General features: G+C 65.1%; 22 protein-coding genes. 13 read left to right on the top strand and 9 right to left on the bottom strand.

What is annotated here, in order from left to right; genetic code table 11:
• Positions 1 to 106 precede the first annotated feature (106 nt).
• From ABFK29_RS14360 to rpsF, 4 genes are all read right to left on the bottom strand, one after another.
• The gene (locus ABFK29_RS14360; RefSeq protein WP_005856032.1) at positions 107 to 1,453 is read right to left on the bottom strand and encodes a methyl-accepting chemotaxis protein; all 1,347 of its coding nucleotides are present in this window, start codon (positions 1,451 to 1,453) and stop codon (positions 107 to 109) included.
• Positions 1,454 to 1,635: 182 nt separating this feature from the next.
• Complete coding sequence (gene rplI / locus ABFK29_RS14355; protein ID WP_005856029.1) at positions 1,636 to 2,253, bottom strand: 50S ribosomal protein L9; 618 nt, start codon at positions 2,251 to 2,253, stop codon at positions 1,636 to 1,638.
• A 10-nt stretch (positions 2,254 to 2,263) separates the two neighbouring features.
• Positions 2,264 to 2,491: a 30S ribosomal protein S18 gene (gene rpsR, locus ABFK29_RS14350; RefSeq protein ID WP_005608650.1), complete on the bottom strand. Its 228-nt coding sequence runs from the start codon at positions 2,489 to 2,491 to the stop codon at positions 2,264 to 2,266.
• Positions 2,492 to 2,517: 26 nt separating this feature from the next.
• Complete coding sequence (gene rpsF / locus ABFK29_RS14345) at positions 2,518 to 2,880, bottom strand: 30S ribosomal protein S6 (protein WP_005856027.1); 363 nt, start codon at positions 2,878 to 2,880, stop codon at positions 2,518 to 2,520.
• A gap of 608 nt (positions 2,881 to 3,488) precedes the next feature.
• Here rpsF and ABFK29_RS14340 point away from each other — a divergent pair.
• The 3 genes from ABFK29_RS14340 (at position 3,489) to ABFK29_RS14330 (ending at position 5,362) form a co-directional block, all read left to right on the top strand.
• Positions 3,489 to 3,746 carry a hypothetical protein gene (locus ABFK29_RS14340; protein WP_005856026.1) on the top strand — a complete coding sequence of 86 codons (258 nt, stop codon included), beginning with the start codon at positions 3,489 to 3,491 and terminating at the stop codon, positions 3,744 to 3,746.
• A gap of 101 nt (positions 3,747 to 3,847) precedes the next feature.
• Positions 3,848 to 4,417 carry a YceI family protein gene (locus tag ABFK29_RS14335; protein WP_005856024.1) on the top strand — a complete coding sequence of 190 codons (570 nt, stop codon included), beginning with the start codon at positions 3,848 to 3,850 and terminating at the stop codon, positions 4,415 to 4,417.
• A 279-nt stretch (positions 4,418 to 4,696) separates the two neighbouring features.
• Positions 4,697 to 5,362 carry a hypothetical protein gene (locus ABFK29_RS14330; protein ID WP_005856022.1) on the top strand — a complete coding sequence of 222 codons (666 nt, stop codon included), beginning with the start codon at positions 4,697 to 4,699 and terminating at the stop codon, positions 5,360 to 5,362.
• Between the two features lie 70 nt (positions 5,363 to 5,432).
• On the opposite strand, the gene ABFK29_RS14325 is transcribed toward ABFK29_RS14330, so the two are convergent.
• Positions 5,433 to 6,653, bottom strand: a complete 1,221-nt coding sequence (locus ABFK29_RS14325; protein WP_005856020.1) for a cytochrome b/b6 domain-containing protein — start codon at positions 6,651 to 6,653, stop codon at positions 5,433 to 5,435.
• 162 nt (positions 6,654 to 6,815) lie between these two features.
• On the opposite strand from ABFK29_RS14325, the gene fabD reads away from it, so the two are divergent.
• The 3 genes from fabD (at position 6,816) to ABFK29_RS14310 (ending at position 9,206) form a co-directional block, all read left to right on the top strand.
• Positions 6,816 to 7,757: an ACP S-malonyltransferase gene (gene fabD / locus ABFK29_RS14320; RefSeq protein WP_005856011.1), complete on the top strand. Its 942-nt coding sequence runs from the start codon at positions 6,816 to 6,818 to the stop codon at positions 7,755 to 7,757.
• 256 nt (positions 7,758 to 8,013) lie between these two features.
• Positions 8,014 to 8,751 carry a 3-oxoacyl-ACP reductase FabG gene (gene fabG, locus ABFK29_RS14315; RefSeq protein ID WP_005856009.1) on the top strand — a complete coding sequence of 246 codons (738 nt, stop codon included), beginning with the start codon at positions 8,014 to 8,016 and terminating at the stop codon, positions 8,749 to 8,751.
• Between the two features lie 221 nt (positions 8,752 to 8,972).
• Positions 8,973 to 9,206 (top strand): acyl carrier protein, encoded by a 234-nt coding sequence (locus ABFK29_RS14310; protein WP_005856007.1) that lies wholly within the window; start codon positions 8,973 to 8,975, stop codon positions 9,204 to 9,206.
• Between the two features lie 278 nt (positions 9,207 to 9,484).
• On the opposite strand, the gene ABFK29_RS14305 is transcribed toward ABFK29_RS14310, so the two are convergent.
• Together ABFK29_RS14305 and mazG are read right to left on the bottom strand one after the other, a co-directional pair.
• Positions 9,485 to 10,489 carry a Fe(3+) ABC transporter substrate-binding protein gene (locus ABFK29_RS14305; RefSeq protein ID WP_005856005.1) on the bottom strand — a complete coding sequence of 335 codons (1,005 nt, stop codon included), beginning with the start codon at positions 10,487 to 10,489 and terminating at the stop codon, positions 9,485 to 9,487.
• A 79-nt stretch (positions 10,490 to 10,568) separates the two neighbouring features.
• Positions 10,569 to 11,369 (bottom strand): nucleoside triphosphate pyrophosphohydrolase, encoded by an 801-nt coding sequence (gene mazG, locus ABFK29_RS14300; RefSeq protein ID WP_005856003.1) that lies wholly within the window; start codon positions 11,367 to 11,369, stop codon positions 10,569 to 10,571.
• 64 nt (positions 11,370 to 11,433) lie between these two features.
• Here mazG and ABFK29_RS14295 point away from each other — a divergent pair, with 64 nt between their 5' ends.
• From ABFK29_RS14295 to ABFK29_RS14280, 4 genes are all read left to right on the top strand, one after another.
• Positions 11,434 to 12,582, top strand: coding sequence for an amidohydrolase (locus ABFK29_RS14295; protein WP_005856001.1), 1,149 nt, complete (start codon positions 11,434 to 11,436; stop codon positions 12,580 to 12,582).
• A gap of 136 nt (positions 12,583 to 12,718) precedes the next feature.
• Entirely contained in the window at positions 12,719 to 13,882 is a 1,164-nt protein-coding gene (locus ABFK29_RS14290) for a M20 aminoacylase family protein (RefSeq protein WP_005855999.1), read from the top strand.
• 368 nt (positions 13,883 to 14,250) lie between these two features.
• A complete protein-coding gene (gene speB, locus ABFK29_RS14285; RefSeq protein WP_005855997.1) occupies positions 14,251 to 15,225 on the top strand; it encodes an agmatinase in 975 nt (324 codons plus the stop codon).
• A gap of 105 nt (positions 15,226 to 15,330) precedes the next feature.
• A complete protein-coding gene (locus ABFK29_RS14280; RefSeq protein ID WP_005855995.1) occupies positions 15,331 to 15,747 on the top strand; it encodes a DUF1499 domain-containing protein in 417 nt (138 codons plus the stop codon).
• 21 nt (positions 15,748 to 15,768) lie between these two features.
• Here ABFK29_RS14280 and ABFK29_RS14275 read toward each other — a convergent pair whose 3' ends face one another.
• Positions 15,769 to 16,437, bottom strand: coding sequence for a glutathione S-transferase family protein (locus ABFK29_RS14275; protein ID WP_005855994.1), 669 nt, complete (start codon positions 16,435 to 16,437; stop codon positions 15,769 to 15,771).
• 103 nt (positions 16,438 to 16,540) lie between these two features.
• Between ABFK29_RS14275 and prfA the strand changes: the two genes are divergently transcribed.
• The 3 genes from prfA to ABFK29_RS14260 all read left to right on the top strand — a co-directional run bounded on the left by prfA (position 16,541) and on the right by ABFK29_RS14260 (position 19,461).
• Positions 16,541 to 17,590 carry a peptide chain release factor 1 gene (gene prfA, locus ABFK29_RS14270; RefSeq protein WP_005855992.1) on the top strand — a complete coding sequence of 350 codons (1,050 nt, stop codon included), beginning with the start codon at positions 16,541 to 16,543 and terminating at the stop codon, positions 17,588 to 17,590.
• Between the two features lie 39 nt (positions 17,591 to 17,629).
• On the top strand, positions 17,630 to 18,475 hold the full coding sequence (gene prmC, locus ABFK29_RS14265) for a peptide chain release factor N(5)-glutamine methyltransferase (protein WP_005855990.1): 846 nt from the start codon (positions 17,630 to 17,632) through the stop codon (positions 18,473 to 18,475).
• Positions 18,476 to 18,684: 209 nt separating this feature from the next.
• A complete protein-coding gene (locus ABFK29_RS14260; RefSeq protein WP_005855988.1) occupies positions 18,685 to 19,461 on the top strand; it encodes a DUF4167 domain-containing protein in 777 nt (258 codons plus the stop codon).
• Positions 19,462 to 19,594: 133 nt separating this feature from the next.
• On the opposite strand, the gene rsmA is transcribed toward ABFK29_RS14260, so the two are convergent.
• The gene (gene rsmA / locus ABFK29_RS14255; RefSeq protein WP_005855987.1) at positions 19,595 to 20,434 is read right to left on the bottom strand and encodes a 16S rRNA (adenine(1518)-N(6)/adenine(1519)-N(6))-dimethyltransferase RsmA; all 840 of its coding nucleotides are present in this window, start codon (positions 20,432 to 20,434) and stop codon (positions 19,595 to 19,597) included.
• Between the last annotated feature and the right edge of the window lie 40 nt (positions 20,435 to 20,474).

Genomic DNA, 20,474 nt, shown 5'->3' with positions numbered 1-20,474 from the left:
GCGGCTGGCGGGACAGAAACCGCCGGTCGGGAAAGCCAAGCACCGGAGCCGCCCTCATCGGGGCGGCTTTTTTTGCCCGAGACTGTGTGGCGGACAAGCCGCGGTGTCAGACGGCGGTCTGATACGCCTGAAAGCTTCCGGAACTGCCTGTTTCGCTGACCGTGAAGAAGTCGATCTCGGTCAGAAGTTCGCGGGCGCCGCCCTGGAGGCGGCTGCTGGAGTCCCGGGACTCTTCCACCATCGCGGCGTTCTGTTGGGTGACCTGATCGAGCTGCGAGACGGAGGAGTTGATTTCCGCCAGCGTCTGGCTTTGCTCTTCCATGCCGTGCGCGATTTCCTGGACACGTTCCGAAATCCCGTTCACGCCTTGGAAGATCGTCTCGAACTCCGTGGTTGCGCGGCCCACGAGATCGGAACCCTCTCCGACATGTTCCGAGCTGGCCTGGATCAGCGCCTTGATCTCGTTCGCGGATTCGGAACTGCGCTGCGCCAGCCCCCGGACTTCGGACGCCACGACAGCAAAGCCCCGCCCGGAGTCGCCAGCGCGCGCGGCCTCCACTCCGGCGTTCAGGGCCAGCAGGTTGGTCTGGAAGGCGATGCCCTCGATCACCGCGATGATCTGGCTGATCTGGTTGGACGAGCCTTCGATCTTGTCCATGGCCGAAGTCAGGTTGGCGACAAGGGTGCGCCCGCCCTCGGCGGCGGTGCGGGTGTGGTTCGCGACGTTGCGCACCTCGTTCGCATTCGTCGCGGCCGAACGTGCGGTGGAGGTCAGCTGATCCACGGCGGCTGCGGTCTGCTCCAGCGTGGCGGCCTGCGTTTCCGTACGGCGGGAGAGGTCGTCCGCCGTTGCCATCATCTCGTCGGCGGTGCGGTTCACGTCGCTCGAAACGTTTTTCACGTTCGTCATCAGTTCCGACAACTGGTTCATGCAAGCGTTGAACGTCTCGGCAAGCGAATTGAGATCCGGCGCGCTGCACGGCGCGACATGGCGTGTCAGGTCCCCCGTCGACAGGGCCTCAAGAGAGTTTTTCAGGTCGTTGATGGCAAGCTGGCGTTCGGTCACGTCAGAGGCGACCTTGATGACCGCACGAACCTTGCCATCGTCGCCCATAACCGGCGAGTAGCAGGCCTGTATGTAGACCAGATCCCCGGATTTCGTGACACGCGGGAACTGGCTGGTGAACGTTTCGCCGTTCCGGAGTCTGTCCCAGAAAGAGGCGTATTCGGCGCCTTCGCGGTAGGCCTTGTCCACGAACAGCGAGTGGTTCTTACCGTCAAGTTCTTCCTTTGTGTATCCGAGAACGGCGAGGAACAAGTCGTTCGCCCATTCGATCTGCCCGTCTGGTTTGAACCGAATGACGGCATGGGTGTCGGTCACCATGTTGGCAAGATCGAGTTCCTCCGAGCTAGGAGATGCGGTCTGGGGAGCGATGGACTTGAACGGCCACATGGGACACCTCTGGAAGCCTTTTGTTCCGTCAATCCCTAAGCCGCCAACGTTTACAAATTCTGACCAAATCTGCGTATGCCCGAATTAATACTGGCGCGGCGGCTCGCATTCGGATGTGCGAACGAAAAAAAACCGCGCGATCCGGGACCGCGCGGTTTTCAATGTCTGAGGCACAAAGCCTGTCAGTCGTCGTCGCCCTCTGCGGCCGTAGCCGGGGCAGACGGTGCATCGTCGTCGTCGGACGCGGCAGAGCCGATGTCGTCAAACAGTTGCGACACTTCGAATTCGGCCTGTGCTTCTTCCTCTGCGGCGAGTTCCTGGATGGACTTGCCGGATTCCTGAAGCTCAGCCTCCTCGGGGGAGCGCGCGACGTTGAGGGTCACGGTGACCATGACCTCGGGGTGCAGGTGCACCTCGATCTCGTGCAGGCCGAGTTCCTTGATCGGGGTACGGATCAGGATCTGCTTGCGATCGATCGAGAAGCCCTCGGCGGTGGCCACGTCGGCCGCGTCACGAGTGGTGACGGAGCCGTAGAGGTTGCCACCATCGGAGGCCTGACGAATCACGACGAACTGCTGGCCACCCAGACGGTCGGCCAGTGCTTCGGCCTCTTTCTTGGATTCCAGGTTACGTGCTTCGAGCTGTGCCTTCTGCGCTTCGAAGGAGGCGATGTTCTCCTTGGAGGCGGTCAGGGCCTTGCCCTGCAGCAGCAGGTAGTTGCGCGCGAAACCGGGCTTGACGTCCACGACGTCGCCCATCTGGCCAAGCTTGGCCACGCGTTCGAGAAGAATGACTTGCATGTTGGCCTCCTTACTTCACGGCGTAGGGAAGCAGGGCGAGGAAACGGGCGCGCTTGATCGCACGGGCCAGTTCACGCTGCTTCTTTGCCGAGACGGCGGTGATGCGGGACGGCACGATCTTGCCACGCTCGGAGATGTAGCGCTGCAGGAGGCGGGTGTCCTTGTAGTCGATCTTGGGCGCGTTCTCACCGGAGAACGGGCAGACCTTCCGGCGGCGGAAAAACGGTTTTGCAGCCATGGTTTATGCTCCTTGTTCTCTGGGGATCAGTCGCGGGGACGACGCTCGCGGCGGTCGCCACGCTCGTCTTTCTTCTGCATTTGGACGGAGGGGCCTTCCTCGTGCGCATCGACCTTGATGGTCAGGACGCGCATGACGTCGTCATGCAGGCGCATCAGGCGTTCCATTTCCTGCACGGCGGACGACGGGGCGTCGGTGCGCAGGTAGGCGTAGTGGCCCTTGCGGTTCTTGTTGATCTTGAAGGCCATGGTCTTCACGCCCCAGTACTCGGACTCGATGACGTTGCCGCCATTGTCCTTCAGCACTGTGGAGAAGTGTTCGACAAGGCCTTCGGCCTGCGCGTTGGACAGGTCCTGGCGCGAGATAAAGACATGCTCGTAAAGCGGCATGTGCACTCCATTTCTATCAAGGCGCGTTTCAAAGGGCGGGCTTTGCCTTCCGCGCCCGACCCACGAGAGACCGCGCGGTTCAACCGTTCATGCGGAAGGAAGCGCCCGTATACACGCTTTGCCGGCCATTGCAAGACGCCGCGGGAGCGGTCCCGGCGGACCCGGAAATGCCCGTTGGCTGTCACATTGGCGGCCGGATCAACCTTAGTGTCCAGCGCAAGGTGAAGGATGTGGTAATAGGCCACGATTATTTAGGACGGGTTGGGACTATCTGCAACAAGCGGTGCTGTCGGGAACGGTCGCGGCGGTGGCCATCTGGCTTGCGGTGGTCAGGGCGCAAGAGCCGCGTAATTCCAACTGGATCGCTGGGCGGCGCTGGGATCCTGCGTCAGGCGGATCGTGACGGGCCACTGACCGTGGGCCCCTGGCAAACTCACCTGTCAAGCGCTTGGCCCGCTTCTGTCGAAGGAGGTCCGGCGCAATCGCCAGGCCAGGTTCCTTCTGCCCCGGAGTTTCCCGGAAGGCGCCGCATTCCCGTCGGTTTTGCCGTTTACGCTCGCACGGACGTCGACGGGCCACGAAGGTCAGCAAGGGACGGGAGACCGGGAATGAAGGCGATGGCAGGGGCAACGGAGGGTCATGAGGCCGCGGACGCCGTGGAACTGGGCCAGGTCCGCCACCTGCTTGTCCGCATCATCCTTTTGTGCGCCGGCATGGGCCTGATGGTGTCTGCCTTCGGCATATGGCTTGTGGGGGGCGGACACGGCCCCACCGATCTGCGGCTGATAAAGATGGGCGTCTCACTCTTCATGCTGATCATGGGCATGTCGATGATCGTCCTCGCGAAGTCGCCGGCAAGCGACTGACCTGTTCGAAAATCAACACAACCTGTTGAGTCAGCACCAGTTGTGCGAATGCTGCAATGCCGCGACATGAGGGTCATCTTACAGTCCACAAAGGTGACACCATGAAATCCGTACTTCTCGCCACAGCCGTCTCGCTGCTGCCGATCTCTGCCTTTGCCGGCGATGCCTGGACGCTCGACCCGAGCCACAGCCAGATCGTCTTTACCTATGACCACCTCGGTTACTCGACCGGCACCGGCATGTTCTCCGGTTTCGAAGGTACGATCGACTGGGATGCCGAAGACCCGGCGGCCTCGTCCGTCTCCGTTTCTTTCCCCGTGATGTCGATGCTGACCGGCTGGGAAGCGCGGTTCGAGCACTTCATGTCCCCCGATTTCTTCGACGCCAGCGACGACGAGATGGTGACCTTCGAATCGACCTCCATCGAAGTGACCGGCGAGGACACCGCGCTGATCACCGGCGACCTGACGCTGAACGACGTGACCAAGGAAGTCGTTCTGGATGCCAAGCTGAACCAGCAGATGGATCACCCCATGGAAGGCAAGCCCTGGGCCGGTTTCGACGCCACCACGACGCTGGTGCGCTCGGACTACAACCTCGGTGCGTTTGCGCCCTACGTCAGCGACGAGGTCGATGTGTCGATTTCCGTCGAGGCGATGAAGGCGGACTGATCCGTCAACGGGTGTCGGCGGATACGGTGCCGCCACAATTCATCCGACTGAACAGTGCCCGGCCTGCGTTTCCGCGCAGGCCGGGCATCTTTGTTTTTCGGGGCCATCCGTATGGTGCGGATGCGCTTGCAAGGCGCCGCCTTCGAGATGTGGGGTCCGACAAGCAGACCTTGGTCTCTCTCCAATTCGAGCTTCGTTCGAAGCACTTGGTAGGGCCCGCCTCCTCAATCGCGCCACAAACGTCACAGAAAAGAGGGCCCGGAACGGAGGTATTCCCGCATGTTCGATGTGATGCCAGATGGCGACTGGGGCGGCGCGGCGTGGCGCTTGCTGGACCCGCGACCGCTGAAGGCGGAGGCGCCCTATACGTATTTCATTCCCAGCACAGCGGAATTGGCCCGTCTGGAGCCCGGTGACGTTGTCATGCTGGAGTTCGTGGCGCCGAATCCGGACGACTACGCCGGCCAGCGGCTGCCGGTGCAGGTGGACACACAGACTGACGATCATTGGTTTGGTATTCTGATGAGCGCGCCGCACAACCTGGCCGGACTGGAGGCCGGCAGTCTGGTGGAGTTCCGGCCATGGCACATCGTGGCCGTTCCGGAGACGCGCGCCGACGCGAATGCGCATGAGGAAGAGGCCCGCTTTCTCGCCTGCGCCCTCGTCGACGGCCGTATCCTGTCCGGCGCGGCCAGTGTGGGCGCGCTCGAACGGCGGCAGCCCTCGCCGGAGACCGGGCAGACCAGCCCATACGCCCGCATCTACGGAGAAACGGGGTGGGTCTTCTATCCTGCCGGGCTGCCGCGCATGGCGGATCAAGCGATGGACTATGTACCGATCGGCTTGGTGCTCAACATTGACGACACGATGCTGCCACTGCTGCGCAAGCCCACGGGCACACGGATCATCCGGTGGCGAGAGGGGTGGCGTACTCTGCCCAGTTGAACCGCATTCGCCTTGACGCAAAGCACCGGGTCTCCCTTCGCGGGTGACCGGGTGCCGATGGCCTTTTGGGTCAGGAGCCGCCTGCGCGCGTGGCGGTCAGTTTGACGCTTACCTGCACGTCGAACCCAAGCTGTGCCGGATCGGTCATCGTCTCGCCCATGCCGAAGGCGCGACGGTCGAGCGTGGTGGTGCCAGCCATATGCGCAGTGCCGTCCGACAGATCCAGCGTGAAGGGCAGGGTGACCGGCACCTCCGTCCCGCGCAAGCTCAACGTCCCATCGGCGACGTAGCCATCGGCGGTGCGGGTGATCGGTGCGGTGAAGGTCGCCGTCGCGAACTGCTCCGCATCGAAATACTCAGGGCCAAGAGCCTGCTTTGTCACGCTGCCAAGCGACAGGGACGGGATCGAAATGGTCACGGCGACGTCGCCCTTCCGGCCCGTGCCCTCGCTGTCGTCGAAGGCGATGTCGGCGGTCCAGTCGGCAAAGGAGCCCTCGACCGTCTTTCCGAACTGCTGGACAGAGATGCCAAGCGTCCCTTCGGTCACCCGCCAGTCGCTTTCGACCTGCGCCAGCGCGGGGCGCAGCGGGGCCGGTCCCGGGGACGCACTGGTGTCGTGGCTGAACAGGCCGGAGGCGCCGGCAATGGCAAACGCCAGGACCCATGTGGCCAGCGCGCCGGTGGGCGCGGCAATGGTGTGACGCGGGGCCGGACGCTCTCCGGCATCCGTCCGCCCGAACCACATCCGCCGAAGCGTGGCGTCCCGGTCGATCAGCGCGTGTTTCAGGGCGCCTGCGACGTGAAGCCCGACCGACCCCAGCATCACCCACTGCAGCACGTAGTGGATGGTGGCGAAGACCTCGGCCAGTGCGGGGCTCTTGGGCACGAAGGGCAGGCTTTGGCCGAAAGGCCACCAGATCGGCGCGAAACCTTCGGTCGCGGCGTGTTCGATCCATCCCGACAGCGGCACGAGAACGAGGCTGCCGTACAGCAACCAGTGCACCAGTTCGGCCAGGAAGGTCTCGGCGCGGCGGTCGGGGTGCAGCGCAACCGGTTTGGGCTGCGTGACCGCCCAGGCGATGCGGATGACGGCAAGCGCGAGGATCGTCACGCCCAGAGTCTTGTGGATGGAAAACAGCGTGGCCTTGGTCGCCAGCTGCTCGGCCGTGTCATACCCCGCGTTCGAGGCGAGGAACCCCAAGGGGAACATGGCGAGGATGCCAAGCGCCACGGCCCAGTGCAGCGTCTTGGCGACGGTGCCGTACCGTGTGGCGGTGTTGGTCAGGGACATCGATTGCTCCTGTGCGGGTTGGTGCGAATTTCCGCAACATGTGCCCGTGCCGCACTGCCGCGCAATCTCTGCAGGTGCACAGGCATCGTGCGGCAGGCGTTGCATGGCTGTCCCACTGGCGGTATTGCCTGAAGGCCAAGGATCAGACGCTGAGGAGAGGCCATGACCCGCGCTTTCATTTTTCCCGGGCAGGGTGCCCAGACCATCGGCATGGGGCGCGATCTTGCCGAAGCCTACCCGGCCGCCCGGGCCGTCTTCGATGAGGTCGACGCCGCACTGAACGAGAAGCTGTCGGCGCTGATCTGGGAGGGGGACCAGGACACGCTGACCCTGACCGAGAACGCGCAGCCTGCGCTCATGGCCACGTCCATCGCGGCGCTCAGGGCACTTGAGGCCGAAGGGGTGAGCATCGAGGCGGCGTCCTACGTAGCAGGCCACTCGCTGGGCGAGTACACGGCGCTGACTGCGGCGGGCGCCCTGACGGTGAGCGACGCGGCCCGATTGTTGCGCGCGCGCGGTAAGGCCATGCAGGCGGCAGTCCCGGTGGGCAAAGGCGCCATGGCGGCGATCCTCGGACTGGATCTCGCGGCGGTGCGTGGCGTCGTGGCAGAGGCAGCCGAGGGCGAGGTGCTGGCCGCGGCCAACGACAACGATCCGTCGCAGGTGGTGATTTCCGGCGCAAAGGCGGCGGTCGAACGTGCCGTCGAGATCGCCAAGACGAAGGGGGCAAAGCGCGCCGTTCTTCTGCCGGTCAGCGCCCCGTTCCACTGTGACCTCATGGGGCCGGCAGCCGATATCATGGCCGAGGCACTGGACGACGTGAACATCGACGAGCCGAAGGTGCCGTTGGTGGCCAACGTGCGTGCCAGTGCGGTGACCGATGTGACGCTGATCCGCAACCTGCTGGTCGAGCAGGTCTGCGGCGCCGTTCGGTGGCGCGAGTCCGTTGAGTACATGGTCGGCAAGGGCGTGACCGAATTCTGGGAAATCGGCGCGGGCAAGGCGCTGTCGGGCATGGTGCGCCGCATCGACCGGTCCGCCGCAGTGCGCAACATCGGCACCGCGGCCGAAGTGGCCGCCGCCGCTGCCAGCGTGAAGGGCTGATACGCCGGGGCGTCTGGCAGGCGCGACGCCCGCCGGACGTCTGTTCAGAGCCATGCAGCCGTGCCACATGGCGCTCCGGAGACCTCGGTTCTGGATTCGTATGTGGCGAAGGTCGCCGGACTTCTGCCCGGCAGGTACAACCCATGGCAACGCGGTCCGGATGTGCCTGAATGGGCAAGGGCTGGTTTGCGGCACTGGCGAAGTGTGCGTCCGGCTGATAACCGGAGCGAAATGAAGTCCGAAGGAGACGAGGGTCATGTTCGATCTGACAGGCAAGACGGCGCTGGTGACCGGCGCATCGGGGGGCATTGGCGGCGCGGTCGCGAAGGCACTGCACGGCGCGGGGGCCACGGTGGGGCTTTCGGGCACACGTACCGAACCTCTTGAGGCGCTGGCGGCAGAACTGGGTGCGCGCGCGCATGTGCTGCCCTGCAACCTGTCTGACGCCGATGCGGTGAACGCTCTGCCCAAACAGGCGGTCGAAGCGATGGGCAGCCTCGACATCCTGGTGAACAATGCGGGGATCACCCGCGACAACCTCTTCATGCGCATGTCCGAAGAGGAATGGGCACAGGTGCTGGAAGTGAACCTCACCTCCACCTTCCGGCTGTGCAAGGGCGTGCTGCGCGGCATGATGAAGGCGCGCTGGGGCCGGATCGTGAACATCTCGTCGGTGGTGGGTGCCACGGGCAACCCGGGGCAAGGCAACTATGCTGCCGCCAAGGCGGGGCTCGTCGGCATGTCGAAATCGCTGGCCTACGAGGTCGCCAGCCGTGGGATCACGGTGAACGCGGTGGCGCCGGGCTTCATCGAGACGGCGATGACCGACAAACTGAACGAGGACCAGAAGGGCGCAATCCTCAACCAGATTCCTGCGGGTCGCATGGGCACGTCCGAGGAAGTCGCGGCGGCGGTTCTCTACCTGGCCAGCCCCGAGGCTGCCTATGTCACAGGCGCCACGCTTCACGTGAACGGCGGAATGGCGATGCTGTGATTTGCGCGGCGGCCTTCTGCGCGGCGGCACGGGAAAGCATTTGCCATCCCCGCCGCCTGTGCTATAGGCCGCACTGATTTACAGGCCGGTCCGCAGCTTTGCGCGCCGGGATCCGGGGCGACCCCGGTAGATCGAGCCGCCCGCCAAACGGGCAACGAAAGTCCGCCGCGGGGTCGGGCAAACTGGGTTTTGAGTAGCCCACAGACTTGTGAGGAAAGAACATGAGCGACATCGCAGATCGCGTGAAGAAAATTGTGGTCGAGCACCTGAGCGTTGACGAGGACAAGGTCGTCGAATCGGCGTCGTTCATCGACGACCTCGGCGCGGACAGCCTCGACACCGTTGAGCTGGTGATGGCGTTCGAAGAAGAGTTCGGCATCGAGATCCCGGACGACGCGGCCGAGACCATCCAGACCTTCGGCGACGCGGTGAAGTTCATCACCGAAGCGCAGTAAGCGCTATCTTCGGACGTGGTTTTGCGGCGCTCCCTCGGGGGCGCCGTTTTCTTTTGGGGGAAGGTTTGGGATGGGGACGGCGCTCGCCTGCGGCATCGCCCCGCCCACCATACCCGGCCGCAAGGCCATACACGGTGGTCATGTGCTTTGGTGGACACGAAAAAAGGGGCGCCGACCCGTCGGGTGGCGCCCCTTTCGTTGCTTCGGACACAGGTCTGACGATGCGTGCCCGGACCGCGTGAGGGCAGGTCCGGGCCGCGCTCATCGTGTGTCGGCGATCAGCCGTCGAAGTCGACTTCCTCGATCAGTTTGAGCGCCGCCGACCGTTCGCCCGCGATGGTCATCAGGTTGGTTTCGTCCGGGGTGAAGGTGCCCCAGCTCTCGACCAGTTCCGCCGGCTCTGCGCCGGGTGCGATCGGGTATTCGTAGTTCGCTTCTGCGTAGATCTCCTGCGCCTTCGGCGACGTCAGGAATTCCATGAGTTTCAGCGCGTTCTCCTTGTTCGGAGCGGCGGCGGTCATTGCCACGCCGGAGATGTTCACATGCGTGCCGGACTCCTCGAAGGTCGGGAACACGATGTCGACCGAATCCGCCCATTCCTTCTGTTCCGGGTCGTTCAGCATCTGGCCCATGTAGTAGGTGTTGCCGAGGCTGATGTCGCACTCGCCGGCCCAGATCGCCTTGACCTGCGCGCGGTCGTTGCCCTGCGGCTTGCGGGCGAGGTTGGCCTTCACGCCTTCGAGCCACTCTCGCGTGTACTCTTCGCCGTGGTGAACCAGCATCGCGCTGACGAGCGCCACGTTGTAGGCATGGGTGCCGGACCGGGTGCAGATGCGGCCTTTCCACTTCGGATCGGCGAGATCCTCGTAGGTGGTCACTTCGCCCTCAGCCACGCGCTCTTTCGAGGCATAGACGACGCGGGCGCGGGTGGTGAGGCCCCACCACTGCTTGTCCGGATCGTGGTAGATGGCCGGCACGTTCTTCATCAGCGTGTCGCTTTCGACAGGCTGGGTGACACCGGCCGCGACGACGGCGTTCAACCGCGAGATATCGACCGTCAGAACGACGTCTGCCGGAGAGCGCCGACCCTCGGCCTGCAGGCGTTCGACCATCCCCTGTTCGAGAAAGGCGACGTTGACCTTGATGCCGGTCTCTTCGGTGAAGGCCTCGGTCAGCGGTGCCAGAAGTTCAGGCTGGCGGTAGCTGTAGACGTTGACTTCCTGGGCCATCACGGGTGTGGCCATGGCAAGACAGGTCAGTGCGGTGGTGGCGCGAATGAACATTGCAGATCCTTTCGGAGCGTTTCCTGATGCGGGCGTTAGAACCCGACAAAAAACATCAGTCAATACCCGACGGTAACGCTCAGGCTTTTTCCTGCGCTTTGGCCGCGTCCCAGAGCCTGTCCATTTCGGCAAGGTCGCTGTCCTCCGGGCGGCGCCCATCCTGTGACAGGCGATCTTCTATGTATTTGAACCGGCGGGTGAACTTGCCATTGGCAGCCCGCAGCGCCGCCTCCGGGTCGATGTCGAGATGGCGGGCAAGGTTGGCCACGACGAACAGCATGTCGCCGAATTCCTCGATCTGCTGATCCTTGTCCTCCGCTTGGCGGATTTCCTCCAGTTCCTCCACCAGCTTGTCCATGACGTGCCCCGCGTCGGGCCAGTCGAAGCCCACCCGTGCGGCGCGCTTCTGGAGCTTCACGGCGCGCATCAGGGCGGGCAGTCCCAGTGCAACGCCGTCCAGCGTGCCTTTCTGCGCCTTCGACGCGCGTTCGGCGGCCTTGATCTTTTCCCAGTCGAGGGTCTGCTGGTCGGCGGACTTGTCGCGGCTTTCGTCGCCGAAGACGTGCGGATGACGGGCGACCATCTTGTCCGACATCGTGTCGGCCACCTCGTCGAATGAGAAAAGCCCTTTCTCTTCGGCCATTTGCGCGTGGAAAACCGACTGGAATAGCAGGTCGCCCAGCTCGCCCTTCAGCTCGTCCCAGGTCTTGCGGTCGATGGCGTCGGCGACCTCGTAGGCCTCTTCGATGGTGTAGGGCGCAATGCTGGCAAAGTCCTGCTCCAGGTCCCACGGGCAGCCGGTTTCGGGATCGCGCAGGCGGCGCATGATCTCCAGCAGGCGCGGCATCCCGCCATTCGGGTCGTGGATCAGGTCTGTCATTGCCTTTCTCCCTCGGCTGGGGTTTCGCTTTGGTGTGCGGGATCGGACGGAAGGAGTCCAGACGATGGTGGTGGTGAACAGGATTGCCGGGTTCGCGGAGGAGATGGCCGGCTGGCGGCGGCACCTCCACATGAACCCGGAGCTGAGCCTCGCGTGTCACAAGACGGCGGCCTTCGTGGTGGACCGGCTGAAGGAATTCGGGGTCGACCGGATCGAGACCGGCATCGCGGAAAGCGGCGTCGTCGCGGTGATCGACTGCGGGCCGGGTCCGGTGACGGCACTCAGGGCCGACATGGATGCTTTGCCGATACAGGAGGCGACGGGTGCCGAATGGGCGTCGCGCGTCGATGGGCAGATGCACGCCTGCGGTCACGACGGGCACACCGCGATGCTGCTGGGCGCGGCGAAATACCTATGCGAAACAAGGGCTTTCAGGGGGAAGGTGATCCTCCTTTTCCAGCCCGCCGAAGAGACCGTCGGCGGCGCGCGCCTGATGGTGGAGGATGGGGTTTTCGACCGGCATGGAGTGGAGGAGGTCTTTGCCCTGCACACCGATCCCTTTGCCGAGCTAGGCGTCTTCCGCACCAATCCCGGGTCCGTCATGGCGGCGGTGGACGACTATGCGCTGACGGTGCGGGGCAAGGGCGGCCACGCGGCCTATCCGCACGAATGCCGCGACCCGATGCCCTGTGCGTTGGCCGTCGCGCACGCCTTGCAGGCGCTGCCACGGACGTTCGATCCGCTCGAAAGCCTCGTGGTGGCGGTCACGCAATTCCACGGCGGAACGGCGCCGAACGTGGTGCCGGACACGGTGACGCTGGGGGGCACGGTGCGCAGCCTGTCGCCTGAAGTGCGCGACCGGGTGGAGCAGCGGATCAGGGACATCGTGGCGGGGGCTGCGGCGATGCACGGCGTTGAGGCGGAACTCGACTACCATCGCAACTATCCGCCGACGGTGAATCACCCGGAGCAGACGGGATTCGCGGTCGATGTGGCGCGGGAGGTGTCCGGGCAGGTGATCGACGACCTGCCGCCGGAAATGGGGGCGGAGGACTTTTCCTACATGCTGGAAGCGCGGCCCGGCAGTTTTCTCTTTCTTGGGCAGGGGCTTGGCCCATCGGTGCACCATCCGGAGTTCGACTTCAACGACGAGGCGGCTGTCATAGGGGCAAGTTACTTTGCACGACTGGTAGAACGCAGACACGCATCGTGATCCTTTTCGCGCCACAACCCGCGCTATAGGTGCATAAATAGTATTTAATGAACGGTTGACGCTATACCGAGTCTTCCATGTTGGCGCAAACCGACGCAGTGTGCGCGGCAATTGAACACTGTTAGGGAGGCCGCATATGGCCATCGTGAATTCGATTTCGGCGCTGGAAGAGGAGATGACAGGATGGCGTCGACATCTTCACCGGACTCCGGAACTGGGGCTGGACTGCTTTAAGACAGCCGCCTTCATCGTTGAAAAGTTGAAGGAATTCGGGATCACGGAGATTCACGAGGGCATTGCCCGGTCGGGTGTCGTGGCGATCATCGAGGGGCGCGCGCCGGGCCGTACCATCGGGCTCAGGGCCGACATGGATGCGCTGCCGATGGACGACCTGTCGGGGACGGAATACGCCTCCACCGTGCCGGGTCTGGCGCACACCTGCGGACACGACGGCCACACGACGATGTTGCTGGGCGCTGGAAAGTATCTTTCCGAAACCCGGAATTTCGCCGGTCGCGTGGCGCTGATCTTTCAGCCGGCGGAGGAAAACGAAGGCGGCGGCCGGATCATGGTCGAAGAGGGAATCATGGACCGCTTCGACATCGAAGAGGTCTTTGGCATCCACAATTCCCCGGGCGCGCCCGAAGGATCGCTGAACACCAACCACGGCGCGCTTCTGGCGGGCGTCGATGAGTTCACCGTTCATATCAAGGGTATAGGGGGTCACGGCGCACAGCCGCAGAACACCGTGGACCCGGTTGTCGCAGCGGCGTCGATGGTGATGTCGATCCAGACGATCCTTGGCCGGAACCTGAGCGCGCTTGACCGGGTGGTGGTTAGCGTCACGCAGATCCACACCGGATCGGCCATGAACATCGTGCCGGAAACGGCCATGCTGAACGGCACGGTGCGCTACTACGACACGGACGCCCAGGCGACGGTGAAATCGCGTCTGGCGGAGATCGTGGAGTTCCAGGCCCGCAGCTTCGGCTGCACGGCGGAGCTGGTCTACGAGGACGGTTATCCGCCCACGATCAACCACCCCGAGCAGGCGGCCTTTGCCGCCGAGGTGGCGCGCGAGGTCGTGGGGGCCGACATGGTCGACGAGGACACGCCGCCGATCATGCCGGGCGAGGATTTCGCCTATATGCTGCAGGCGCGGCCCGGGGCGTATCTGTTCCTGGGGCAGGGCGATACGCCGATCTGCCACCACCCCAAGTACGACTTCAACGACCGTATCGCGCCGGTCGGGGCAAGCTTTTTCGCCCGCCTGGTAGAGCGCGCGCTGCCCGTCGGTTAACGTGCTGTCGAAAACGCCGGGTGAAGGGATCGTTGCAGGGGCGCGCGGGAGGGTTAATCCGCCGCGCGCCACAGCATCTCGTGCGGCGTGGCGCGGGTTCTACAATGCCGTTCACCTGTCTTGACGGGATTTAACCATTCCTGACGCCCTGTAAGGGGTGAACCGGCCGTTTGAAGGGGGCGAACCGGCCGGTTGTTAACCTTTGCACCCGCCGCTGATCTGTCGTTTGGATGACGTTGCGTCAGGTGTTTTAAGAACTGGCGTGCGTCAGGACAGCGCCGGCCTGAAAGCCCGGCCTACGCGCGGTTGCGCTTGACGGCGGCGCGCGTGCCATGTGACCTCGGAACGGGAAGAGACAGGAGCGACCCATGAGTCTGGAAGAGGCGAAGACGCAGATCGACCACGCGTTCACCCGCGAGGACCTGAAAGGGCCCTCGTTCGAGAACGTCTTTGCCGGGGCGCCGTCCTTCCTGCGCCGCAAGTACACCAAGGATCTGACCGGCGTGGACGTGGCGGTGACGGGGCTGCCCTTCGACCAGGCGGTGACCAACAGGCCCGGCACCCGGCTGGGTCCGCGCGCGATCCGCGAGGCGTCGCTGTTGCAGACGATGGACAAGCCCTATGGCTGGGATTTCGATGTGCTGTCGGAGTTCGCCATCGCGGATTACGGCGACATGGCGCTGGACTATGCCATGCCCTCAGAAGTGCCGGCGCGGGTCGAGGCGCATGTGAGCGGCATCCTCGACGCGGGCGCGGCCTGTGTGGCGCTTGGCGGCGACCACTCGGTGACCTGGGGCTGCCTGCGCGCCTATGCCAAGAAACACGGACCGCTGAGCGTGATCCAGTTCGACGCCCACACCGACACCTGGGCGGACGACGATTTCGACCGGGTGGATCATGGCACGTTCATGTACAAGGCGGCGAAGGAGGGGATCGTCGTGCCGGAGCGGTCGGTGCAGATCGGCATCCGGACGGACAACCCCGACACGCTGGGTTTCAACATCATCGACGCCCGCGAGGTCCACGAGATCGGCGCCGAGCAGGTGGCGCAGCGGGTGCACGAGATCGTGGGGCAGGCGCCCTGCTACCTGACCTTCGACATCGACGCGCTGGACCCCGCCTTCGCGCCGGGCACCGGGACGCCGGTCTGGGGCGGGCTGAGCAGCCACCAGGCGGCGGTGATCCTGCGGCGGCTTGCCGGGCTCGACCTGAAGGGCGGCGACGTGGTCGAGGTCTCGCCGCCGTTCGACACCACCGGCGCGACGGCTGTGGCCGCGGCGCATGTGGCGACAGAGATCCTGTGCCTCTGGGGCTGGCGCCAGCGGTCGGCGGTTTCCGGCTGAGGCCCGCGCATCGGCGAAGGCGCGCCACCCGGCGCGTCCGGCACTTTCAGAATCGGGCCGAACCGTGCAGATGCAGAATCTGTCATACCGGAAGGACGTGGAGACGTGCGCTTATTCTTCTATCTTGCGGTTCTGTGCGTCATCGGCGGGCTGGCGTGGATCCGGTTCGCGCCGTCAGACCCCGCCTACTGGAACGTCGATCCGCATGTCACGGCGGACCAGGACCTGGCCGATGGGGTGCGGCGGCGCATCCCCGGCGGCGAGGCGGTCTTTGAACGGCTGAACGGAATCATCCTCGCCACCCCCCGGACAGATGTGCTGGCCGGCAGCGTGGCGGACGGGCAGGTGACCTATGTCACCCGGTCCAAATGGATGGGCTTTCCCGATTACACCACGGTCAAGCTGAATGGCGACGTGCTGGAGCTTTGGGCGCGGTTGCGGTTCGGGCGCTCCGACATGGGCGTGAACCGTGACCGGGTCGAGGGCTGGCTGGCACAACTGGGCGCGGGACGCGACAGCTAGGACGCGCCCCGGCGGTCCCTCTCAGGACGCTTTTTCGTAGCGCGGCGCGTGTTCCGCGAAGGGCGCCATCTGTTCGGCGAGCGCTGCCGCAAAGGCGGGCCGCGCGGTGCCACGGTCGCGATAGGCCCGGAGTGCCGGGTAGGCGGCAAGCGTGACTTCGGGCACGTCGCGCAGGACCGTCACCATCAGGACATCGGCTGCGGTGAAGCGGTCGGCGACCAGCCAGTCCTTGTCGCCGAGCGCATCGGACAGCCGTTTGAGCTTGCGCTCGACAAGCGCGGTGATCTGCGGAACGAGACGCCCGGCGGCCTCCTTGTCCTGCGCGAAGATCGACAGGAAGGTCAGCTGGGCCACGAAGGGCTCGACCGAGTTCAGCGCGGAAAAGCACCACGACAGGGCCGAGTCGCGGTCGGCGGCGTCCTCGGGCATCAAGGTCGGGGACCGTTCCGCGATGCGCCAGACGATGGCCCCGCTTTCGAACAGCCTGGCCTCGTCCGCGTCGAGCGTCGGCACCTGTGCAAAGGGCTGGCGGGCGAGGTGTCCCGGCTCTGTCTGCCGGCCCTGTTCGATCAGTGTCACGTCGTAGGGCAGCCCCGCCTCGCGCAGAGCCCAGCGGACGCGCAGGTCGCGGACGTGCCCCTGTGCAAAATCCGGAACCCAATCGTAGGCGGTGATCGTGATGTTCTTCATGTCCGTCTCCTGTCGCTGTCATTGAGTTGATATCAACGTGATTGCGGTGCGTCAATCCGCAGCGTCTTGACCGCACCTGCGGTTTGCGGGCAATCAGGGCGCCATGATCCCTTCTGACCGTTTGCACCAGATCAAGGCGCGGCTCGAATATGTCGAGGCGCAGATGGCCACCGGCGGCGGGGACATCGTGGCGCTTGGCCGCGAGTTCGCCGAACTGTCCCCGGTGGTGCGCCAGATCGCGGAGTGGGAACGGCTGACCTCCGACATCGAGGAGGCCGAGGCAATGCTGGCGGACCCGGAAATGCGCGCGCTGGCCGAAGAGGAGTTGCCGGACCTGCGCGCGGCACTGCCCGCGGCGGAGAAGGCGGTTCAGCTTGCGCTTCTGCCGAAGGACGCAGCCGATGCGCGCCCGGCGGTGCTGGAGATCCGGCCCGGCACGGGCGGCGACGAGGCGGCGCTTTTCGCGGGCGACCTGGCGCGCATGTACCAGCGCTACGCAGAGGCGCACGGCTGGCGTTGGGATGTCATCGAAGAGCAGATGTCAGAGCTGGGCGGCGTGAAGGAACTGGTGGTGCGGGTCGTGGGCGAAGGCGTCTTTGCCCGGCTGAAGTTCGAATCGGGTGTGCACCGCGTGCAGCGCGTGCCGGAGACGGAATCGGGCGGACGTATTCACACGTCCGCCGCGACGGTGGCCGTTCTGCCGGAGGCGGAGGAGGTCGATATCGCCATCGCCGCCGCCGATATCCGGATCGACACCATGCGGTCGTCGGGCGCGGGCGGGCAGCACGTCAACACCACGGATTCGGCGGTGCGGATCACCCACCTGCCGACCGGCATCGTCGTGACCTCGTCCGAGAAGTCGCAGCACCGCAACCGCGAGATCGCCATGCAGGTCCTGCGCACGCGGCTGTTCGACCTGGAACGGTCGAAGGCGGATGCCGCGCGCTCGGCGGACCGCAAGGCGCAGGTGGGGTCGGGCGACCGGAGCGAGCGCATCCGCACCTACAACTTTCCTCAGGGCCGGATGACGGACCACCGGATCGGGCTGACGCTCTACAAGCTGGACGCGATCATGGGCGGCGACCTCGACGAGATCATCGACGCCCTGATCTCGGAACACCAGGCGGCGCTGCTGGCGGAGATGGACGGGTGATGGCGCTTCCCTTGGACGTTGAAACGGTGAGGGGCCGCCATGCGCGCCGCTGACCTTCTGTCGCAGGCCACGCGGCGGCTGGCCGATGCCGAGGTCGCCGATCCCGGGCGCGACGCCCGGCGGCTGATGGCGCATGTCTTGAAGGTGCCCCCGGGCCGCCTGACGCTGTTCCTGCCCGAGGAGGTCGATCCGGAGCTGGAGGTCGTCTATCTGACGCTGATCGAGCGGCGTGCCGACCGTGTCCCGGTCAGTCATCTTGTGGGGCGGCGGGCCTTCTACGGGCGCGATTTCCTTGTCACGCCCGAGGTGCTGGACCCGCGCCCCGAGACCGAGACGCTGATCGAGGTCGCGCTGTCCGAACCTTTCGGCACGGTGCTGGACCTTGGCACCGGGTCGGGCTGCATCCTGCTGACGCTTCTGGCAGAGCGCGACGATGCGGTGGGCTACGGCACCGACGTCAGTGCCTCGGCGCTGAACGTCGCCCACTGGAACCGCAATGCGCTGAATCTGGAAGGCCGCGCGGAGTTCTGTGAAGGGAGCTGGTACGGCGCGCTCGGGCAGATGGACGAACTCTTCGACCTGATCGTGTCCAATCCGCCTTACATCGCGGTGAACGAAATGCCCTTCCTGTCGCCCGAGGTGCGGGACCACGAACCGCGTCTGGCCCTGACCGACGAGGCCGACGGGCAGACCGCCTATCACGCCATCCTGGCGGGCCACGCGCGCTGGCTGGCCCCCGGCGGACGGCTGGTCGCCGAGATCGGTGCAACGCAGGGTATGGCGGTCAGCAAGCTTTTCGCCCGCGCCGGACTGCGCGGTGTCAGGGTCATTCCCGACATCGACGGGCGCGACAGGGTCGTCGTTGGCGTGAATTCGCCGTTCTGAGGGCTTATCCACGCAAATTTCGGCGTTTTCCGGGCATTTGCGCTTGCCGAACCGCGGTCCATATGATTATTCAGGCTTAGTTGGCTGTTGAGCGGCATCCGCCGCTCCCGCTGACGATAAGCCAACATGAAGGTGACAAAGACAGAGATTGGCGCAGGACGCGCCCGAGTGTCACCAAGCCGTATCAACAGGCTGGACCAGATAAACCTATGCGATCTTCCAAATCCCGCTCGCGGAACAAGAACAACCGCAACCGCAGCAATTCGCTGGGCAACGTCGTCAACCGGGTGTTCGATTCGAACGGTCCGGAGGGCAAGGTACGTGGCACGCCCCAGCAGATCATCGACAAATACAACCAGCTGGCCCGTGACGCCGGCCTGGCGAACGACCGCGTGAACATGGAGAACTTCCAGCAGCACGCGGAACACTACATGCGGATGCTGAGCGAAGCGCAGCGCGAGCAGGACCAGCGCCGCGAACAGCAGGAAAAGGAAAACCGCGAACGCCAGGCGCAGCGGGACCGTGATCGGTCGCAGCGCGGCGACGACCAGGGCAACGACCGCGGCGACGACGGCAACGCGTCCGGCGGCCAGAACGGTGGTCAGAATAACGGCCAGAACGGGGGCCAGAACAACGGCCAGAACGGTCAGAACAATGGTCAGAACGGTGGCGGCCAGTCCCGGAACGAACCGCGCGGCCGCGACACCTCCGACAACCGCCAGCCCGACGTGCTGGACTTCGGCGGCGACGACGACGGCCCGGGTCTCGTGGACACGCCGGAAAGCCGCGCTGAAACCCAGCCCGAACCGGTGAAGGCCGAGGCCGCGTCCGACGCCCCCGCCGCCGAGGCGAAACCGAAAAAGCCGCGCGCGCCCCGCAAACCCTCGACCCGCAAGAAGCCGGTCAAGAAGGACGCGGCAGAGGGCGAGACCCCCGCGGCAGCAGAAGCGCCCGCAGGCGACGCCACCCCGGACGCCGCTGAATAGACCCGTCACGCAGGTTTTCACGAAGGCCCCGCCAACCGGCGGGGTCTTTTCGTTTTGACCGTCATGTTCTCGGCCGTCGTTCTTTTTGGACTGTCAGGGCGACAGGCGTGTCGGGGAGGTCACCGGTCGGAAGTCACCGGTCGAAGGTGCGGGCCAGCGCGCAGAATGCCTCGAGAGAAACCTGCTCCGCCCGCTCGGTCGGCGGAATGCCGACGCTCCGCAGCCGGTCCTCGATGTCCGGGGCGGCCCCCTTCAGCGCGGCGCGCAGCATCTTGCGACGCTGGTTGAAGGCCATGGCAACGATCCGTTCCAGCGTCTTCGGGTTTGCCGGATAGCGCGGCGCGGGCAGGGCGGTCAGATGCACAACGGCGGAACTGACCTTCGGCGGCGGCGTGAAAGCCCCCGGCGGCAGGGTCAGCGCGATGCGCGCATCGGTGCGCCACTGCGACAGGATCGCCAGCCGCCCGTAGGCCTTGCCGCCCGGCTGGGCGACGATCCGCTCCGCCACCTCTTTCTGGAACATCAGCGTCAGCGACGACCAGACCGGCGGCCACTCGGGCGGCGTAAGCCAGCGGGTCAGCAGTTCTGTGCCGACGTTGTAGGGCAGGTTGGCGCAGATCGCGATGGGCGGCTCAAGATGCGCCAGCGGATCGATCTGCAACGCGTCGCCCTCGATCACCTCCAGCCGCCCGGGATAGGCGTCCGCGATCTCCGCCAGCGCCGGCAGACAACGCGCGTCCTTCTCGATGGCCAGCACCCGCCGTGCCCCCCCGGACAACAACCCCCGCGTCAGCCCGCCGGGGCCGGGCCCGACCTCGAGCACATCCATTTGCGACAGGTCGCCGGGAATACGCGCGATGCGCGCCGTCAGATTCAGATCCAGAAGAAAGTTCTGCCCCAGCGCCTTCTTCGCCGAAAGCTGGTGGGTCGCGATAACCTCGCGCAGGGGGGGCAGGTTGTCGATCTGGCTCATGGGGTTCCTTCGCCCAGCCGCCGGGGCGCGTCAAGCGCCC

It is taken from the genome of Sagittula stellata E-37, assembly GCF_039724765.1.
Lineage (GTDB): Bacteria > Pseudomonadota > Alphaproteobacteria > Rhodobacterales > Rhodobacteraceae > Sagittula > Sagittula stellata.
Note: the sequence above shows the minus strand (reverse complement) of the source record. Positions and strands in the feature narration are given on the sequence as shown.

What these genes read in the sequence shown, in the direction of transcription:
- ABFK29_RS14305 (WP_005856005.1), bottom strand. Translation starts at nt 10,489, where the DNA reads ATGTTCATTCGCGCCACCACCGCACTGACCTGTCTTGCCATGGCCACA.
- prfA (WP_005855992.1), top strand. Translation starts at nt 16,541, where the DNA reads ATGATCCCTTCTGACCGTTTGCACCAGATCAAGGCGCGGCTCGAATAT.
- ABFK29_RS14340 (WP_005856026.1), top strand. Translation starts at nt 3,489, where the DNA reads ATGAAGGCGATGGCAGGGGCAACGGAGGGTCATGAGGCCGCGGACGCC.
- ABFK29_RS14275 (WP_005855994.1), bottom strand. Translation starts at nt 16,437, where the DNA reads ATGAAGAACATCACGATCACCGCCTACGATTGGGTTCCGGATTTTGCA.
- ABFK29_RS14295 (WP_005856001.1), top strand. Translation starts at nt 11,434, where the DNA reads ATGGTGGTGGTGAACAGGATTGCCGGGTTCGCGGAGGAGATGGCCGGC.
- ABFK29_RS14290 (WP_005855999.1), top strand. Translation starts at nt 12,719, where the DNA reads ATGGCCATCGTGAATTCGATTTCGGCGCTGGAAGAGGAGATGACAGGA.
- rsmA (WP_005855987.1), bottom strand. Translation starts at nt 20,434, where the DNA reads ATGAGCCAGATCGACAACCTGCCCCCCCTGCGCGAGGTTATCGCGACC.
- fabG (WP_005856009.1), top strand. Translation starts at nt 8,014, where the DNA reads ATGTTCGATCTGACAGGCAAGACGGCGCTGGTGACCGGCGCATCGGGG.
- rplI (WP_005856029.1), bottom strand. Translation starts at nt 2,253, where the DNA reads ATGCAAGTCATTCTTCTCGAACGCGTGGCCAAGCTTGGCCAGATGGGC.
- ABFK29_RS14335 (WP_005856024.1), top strand. Translation starts at nt 3,848, where the DNA reads ATGAAATCCGTACTTCTCGCCACAGCCGTCTCGCTGCTGCCGATCTCT.
- ABFK29_RS14310 (WP_005856007.1), top strand. Translation starts at nt 8,973, where the DNA reads ATGAGCGACATCGCAGATCGCGTGAAGAAAATTGTGGTCGAGCACCTG.
- rpsF (WP_005856027.1), bottom strand. Translation starts at nt 2,880, where the DNA reads ATGCCGCTTTACGAGCATGTCTTTATCTCGCGCCAGGACCTGTCCAAC.
- fabD (WP_005856011.1), top strand. Translation starts at nt 6,816, where the DNA reads ATGACCCGCGCTTTCATTTTTCCCGGGCAGGGTGCCCAGACCATCGGC.
- rpsR (WP_005608650.1), bottom strand. Translation starts at nt 2,491, where the DNA reads ATGGCTGCAAAACCGTTTTTCCGCCGCCGGAAGGTCTGCCCGTTCTCC.
- ABFK29_RS14330 (WP_005856022.1), top strand. Translation starts at nt 4,697, where the DNA reads ATGTTCGATGTGATGCCAGATGGCGACTGGGGCGGCGCGGCGTGGCGC.
- prmC (WP_005855990.1), top strand. Translation starts at nt 17,630, where the DNA reads ATGCGCGCCGCTGACCTTCTGTCGCAGGCCACGCGGCGGCTGGCCGAT.
- mazG (WP_005856003.1), bottom strand. Translation starts at nt 11,369, where the DNA reads ATGACAGACCTGATCCACGACCCGAATGGCGGGATGCCGCGCCTGCTG.
- speB (WP_005855997.1), top strand. Translation starts at nt 14,251, where the DNA reads ATGAGTCTGGAAGAGGCGAAGACGCAGATCGACCACGCGTTCACCCGC.
- ABFK29_RS14325 (WP_005856020.1), bottom strand. Translation starts at nt 6,653, where the DNA reads ATGTCCCTGACCAACACCGCCACACGGTACGGCACCGTCGCCAAGACG.
- ABFK29_RS14260 (WP_005855988.1), top strand. Translation starts at nt 18,685, where the DNA reads ATGCGATCTTCCAAATCCCGCTCGCGGAACAAGAACAACCGCAACCGC.
- ABFK29_RS14360 (WP_005856032.1), bottom strand. Translation starts at nt 1,453, where the DNA reads ATGTGGCCGTTCAAGTCCATCGCTCCCCAGACCGCATCTCCTAGCTCG.